Source organism: uncultured Streptococcus sp. (genome assembly GCF_915066115.1).
Lineage (GTDB): Bacteria > Bacillota > Bacilli > Lactobacillales > Streptococcaceae > Streptococcus.
This window is the reverse complement of the sequence record NZ_CAJZDT010000159.1, coordinates 1-3469: the sequence shown is the minus strand read 5'-3', so window position 1 is coordinate 3469 and position 3469 is coordinate 1. Positions and strand designations below refer to the sequence as shown.

Genomic DNA, 3469 nt, shown 5'->3' with positions numbered 1-3469 from the left:
ACAAAAAAAGTCAAGTAAATCGTTACTGGCATCAAGGATGTTTCGAACCAATACTATTTATCATTTATTGTGGTCAAAGCCTGTGCAAAAGTTCCTCATTTATGATAGAATAGGTAGTAAGAAAGAAAACGTTTTTATCACGTTTTTTAGTCGGAAGGGGAATTATTATGGCTACTATTCAATGGTTTCCTGGTCACATGTCTAAAGCTCGTCGACAGGTGCAGGAAAATTTAAAATTTGTTGATTTTGTAACGATTTTGGTGGATGCACGTTTACCTCTATCTAGTCAAAACCCTATGTTGACCAAAATCGTAGGCGATAAACCAAAACTCTTGATTTTAAATAAGGCGGACTTGGCTGACCCAGCAATGACCAAGGAATGGCGCCAGTATTTTGAATCACAAGGAATCCAGACGCTAGCTATCAATTCTAAAGAACAAGTGACTGTAAAAGTTGTAACAGATGCTGCCAAAAAGCTCATGGCTGATAAGATTGCTCGCCAAAAGGAACGTGGTATCAAGATTGAAACCCTACGTACCATGATTATCGGGATTCCAAATGCGGGTAAATCCACGCTTATGAACCGTTTGGCTGGTAAGAAAATTGCCGTTGTCGGCAACAAGCCTGGTGTCACCAAAGGTCAACAATGGCTCAAAACCAATAAAGACCTTGAAATCCTAGACACACCAGGGATTCTCTGGCCTAAGTTTGAGGATGAAACTGTTGCGCTTAAGTTGGCCTTGACTGGAGCTATCAAAGACCAGTTGCTTCCTATGGATGAGGTGACTATTTTTGGTATCAATTATTTCAAAGAACATTATCCAGAAAAGCTGGCTGAACGCTTCAAACAAATGAAAATTGAAGAAGAAGCGCCTGTTATTATTATGGATATGACTCGCGCTCTCGGTTTCCGTGATGACTATGATCGTTTTTACAGTCTCTTCGTGAAGGAAGTCCGCGATGGTAAACTCGGTAACTATACCTTAGATACATTGGATGACCTCGATGGCGACGATTAAAGAAATCAAAGAACTCCTTGCAACAGTCAAGGACTTAAATAACCCTATTTTTTTAGAACTCGAGCAGGATAATCGCTCTGGGGTTAAAAAAGAAATCAGCAAACGTAAAAAAGCCATTCAGGCTGAATTGGATGAAAATTTGCGTTTGGAATCCATGCTTTCCTATGAAAAAGAACTTTATAAGCAAGGATCGACCTTAATTGCAGGTGTTGATGAGGTTGGTCGTGGTCCTCTTGCTGGGCCAGTAGTTGCTGCAGCCGTTATCTTACCTAAAAATTGTAAGATTATAGGTCTCAACGACAGCAAGAAAATTCCTAAAAAGAAACATCTAGAAATTTATCAAGCAGTTCAAGACCAAGCCTTGTCAATCGGAATTGGTATAATGGATAATAGTGTCATAGACCAAGTCAATATCTATGAAGCGACCAAACTGGCCATGCAGGAAGCAATCTCTCAGCTCAGTCCTCAACCAGAACACCTTTTGATAGATGCCATGAAACTGGATTTGCCCATTTCACAAACTTCCATCATCAAAGGTGATGCTAATTCCCTCTCCATTGCAGCGGCTTCTATAGTAGCCAAGGTGACACGTGATGAATTAATGAAGGAATACGATCAGCAGTTCCCTGGCTATGATTTTGCTGCTAATGCAGGTTATGGAACAGATAAACACTTGGAAGGACTGAAAAAACTAGGAGTTACCCCAATTCATCGAACCAGCTTTGAACCCGTTAAATCACTGGTTTCAGGAGAAAAAGAAAGTTAAGTTAGAAGGAATGATTATGGAGGAACAGTCAGAAACACTCAGTTCCAAGAAAGAATTTGCCTTTGCCTCAAGCACCATATTATCCCAAGTTGGACGAGGTATCATTGTTGGTCTCGTCGTAGGACTCATCGTCGGATCCTTTCGTTTTTCAATCGAAAAAGGCTTCCACCTGATACAAGGACTTTATCAAGATCAAGCGCACCTAGTGCGCAATCTTTTTATCATTGGTCTATTTTATTTAATAGTTTGTTGGGTCAGTGCGAAATTAACTCGATCAGAAAAAGACATAAAAGGCTCAGGAATTCCTCAAGTTGAAGCCGAATTAAAGGGACTGATGACCCTCAACTGGTGGGGCGTACTTTGGAAAAAATATATTCTAGGAATTTTGGCTATTGCAAGTGGCCTTATGCTGGGGCGTGAAGGGCCAAGTATTCAACTCGGAGCGGTTGGCGGTAAAGGAATTGCTAAATGGCTCAAATCCAGTCCAGTAGAGGAACGTTCTCTTATTGCTAGTGGAGCTGCAGCGGGTTTAGCCGCAGCCTTTAATGCTCCGATTGCAGGACTTCTCTTTGTGGTAGAAGAAGTTTATCACCATTTTTCCCGATTTTTCTGGGTCTCAACGCTAGCAGCCAGTCTCGTAGCAAACTTTGTCTCTTTGCTCATATTTGGTCTAACACCCGTACTGGATATGCCAGATAATATCCCACTCATGACCCTGGATCAGTATTGGATTTACCTCCTCATGGGAATTTTTCTAGGACTTTCCGGTTTTGTCTATGAGAAAGCTGTATTAAACGTCGGAAGAGTTTATGATTGGCTTGGTCAAAAAATCCATTTGGATAGAGCATATTATACAATTCTTGCTTTCATTCTCATCATCCCAGTCGGAATCTTCTTACCCCAAATCCTTGGTGGTGGAAATCAGCTGGTTCTTTCCTTAACTGAGCAAAATTTTAGTTTCCAAATTCTATTAGCTTACTTTTTAATTCGCTTTGTTTGGAGCATGATTAGCTATGGAAGTGGTCTTCCAGGAGGAATTTTCCTACCAATTCTGGCGCTAGGTTCCTTACTTGGTGCCCTAGTTGGTGTCATTTGTGTGAATATTGGACTTGTCAGTCAGGAGCAATTCCCTATATTTGTTATTCTAGGAATGAGTGGCTATTTTGGAGCAATATCTAAAGCTCCCTTAACTGCCGTGATTCTGGTAACCGAGATGGTAGGCGACATTCGCAACCTCATGCCACTTGGCTTAGTAACCCTAGTTGCCTATATCATTATGGACCTGCTCAAGGGTGCGCCAGTCTATGAGGCCATGCTAGAAAAAATGCTACCAGAAGAAGCGACAGATGAAGGAGAGGTCACACTCATTGAAATCCCTGTTTCAGATAAAATAGCAGGAAAACAAGTACACGAACTCAACCTGCCACACAACGTGCTCATTACCACCCAAGTCCATAATGGCAAAAGCCAAACAGTTAACGGATCAACCAGAATGTATCTGGGGGATATGATCCACTTGGTGATTCCAAAAAGTGAAATTGGAAAAGTCAAGGATTTGTTGCTGTAGTACTTCTACATAATTTTTATTATGTAAAAACCAGCTCTTTATACACTGGAGTGGTTTGAAGAAAATTCAAGCTTGTGAAAACAATCTCAAAAATATTGTAAAAAGGGTTGTAATTTT

Annotated in this window: 3 protein-coding genes; all 3 read left to right on the top strand. The window is 40.8% G+C overall.

From position 1 onward, the window contains the following. The first annotated feature begins 167 nt into the window (after nucleotides 1-167). The 3 genes from ylqF to QZ565_RS08760 are packed head-to-tail and all read left to right on the top strand — an operon-like array spanning nucleotide 168 to nucleotide 3352. Nucleotides 168-1019 carry a ribosome biogenesis GTPase YlqF gene (ylqF, locus tag QZ565_RS08770; RefSeq protein ID WP_033683581.1) on the top strand — a complete coding sequence of 284 codons (852 nt, stop codon included), beginning with the start codon at nucleotides 168-170 and terminating at the stop codon, nucleotides 1017-1019. Further along, nucleotides 1006-1785, top strand: a complete 780-nt coding sequence (locus QZ565_RS08765) for a ribonuclease HII (protein ID WP_223340698.1) — start codon at nucleotides 1006-1008, stop codon at nucleotides 1783-1785. Before ylqF ends, QZ565_RS08765 begins: the two co-directional genes overlap by 14 nt. Before the next feature lie 16 nt (nucleotides 1786-1801). Then, a complete protein-coding gene (locus QZ565_RS08760) occupies nucleotides 1802-3352 on the top strand; it encodes a ClC family H(+)/Cl(-) exchange transporter (RefSeq protein ID WP_295528345.1) in 1551 nt (516 codons plus the stop codon). Nucleotides 3353-3469 lie beyond the last annotated feature (117 nt).